1 protein-coding gene and 1 pseudogene are annotated in these 654 nt (G+C 66.8%); both read left to right on the plus strand.

Annotated elements, in window-relative coordinates; translation table 11 throughout:
* Window positions 1-289 (plus strand): hypothetical protein (locus ACH0AE_RS17935; protein ID WP_406876187.1); only part of this gene is annotated, 289 nt, incomplete at its 5' end.
* Window positions 290-411: 122 nt separating this feature from the next.
* Window positions 412-654 (plus strand): annotated as a pseudogene (locus ACH0AE_RS17940) (hypothetical protein); the annotation flags it as partial.

A 654-nucleotide genomic window follows, 5' to 3' on the forward strand; every position in this document is an offset into this window, starting at 1 on the left:
GTGGCACACCCAGCCGCACAATACGCTCCTGCTATTTCTGATTTCCTGGGGTATCATCGGCACGGCGGGTGCCTCGTGGCTTCTCGGGCGTGCGATCTTCGCCATGCATCGTACCAGCATGAATGATCCGGAGTTGCTTCCAATCGCCGGCGCTCTTTACGCGTTGCTGTGCATGAGTCTGTTCGCAGGCATGTTCCACTATCCGCGTTTCGTAATGGTCATCATGATTTGCTTCGGATTGCTCTTCGCGGCGCGCGATCGCGGGAACCAGGCCCGCCAAGTTCGCTGATCGTACGTGCGATCGGCGTCCATGCCCGGCGCCGCTGATTGACGCGCTGACTCACCGCGCCCGCACTGATTCAGACAATCCGTCGGACAGCGCGCGCGCGGGCGCGTAGGTGAAGGGGGACGATGCCGATCCGCCCCGATCATCGCTGGCTCTATCCCATCGACTGGCGCGAGCTGTCGGCGCTGGTGCGCTTCTCCCGCGCGCGCGGCTGCTGCGAGCGATGCGGGCGGCCGCACGGGCAGGTGGTGCTGCACTTGGGCGACGGGCGCTGGTGGGATGCGGCGCGCGGCTGCTGGCGCGACGCGCGCGGGCGGCGCACCCGCGTCGTGCCTAATCGCCAGCTGCGGCTCGAGGCGCTTGCCGGC

The sequence above is a fragment of the Sphingomonas sp. 179-A 2A2 NHS genome (genome assembly GCF_045371305.1).
In the GTDB taxonomy this organism is placed as follows: Bacteria; Pseudomonadota; Alphaproteobacteria; order Sphingomonadales; family Sphingomonadaceae; genus Sphingomonas.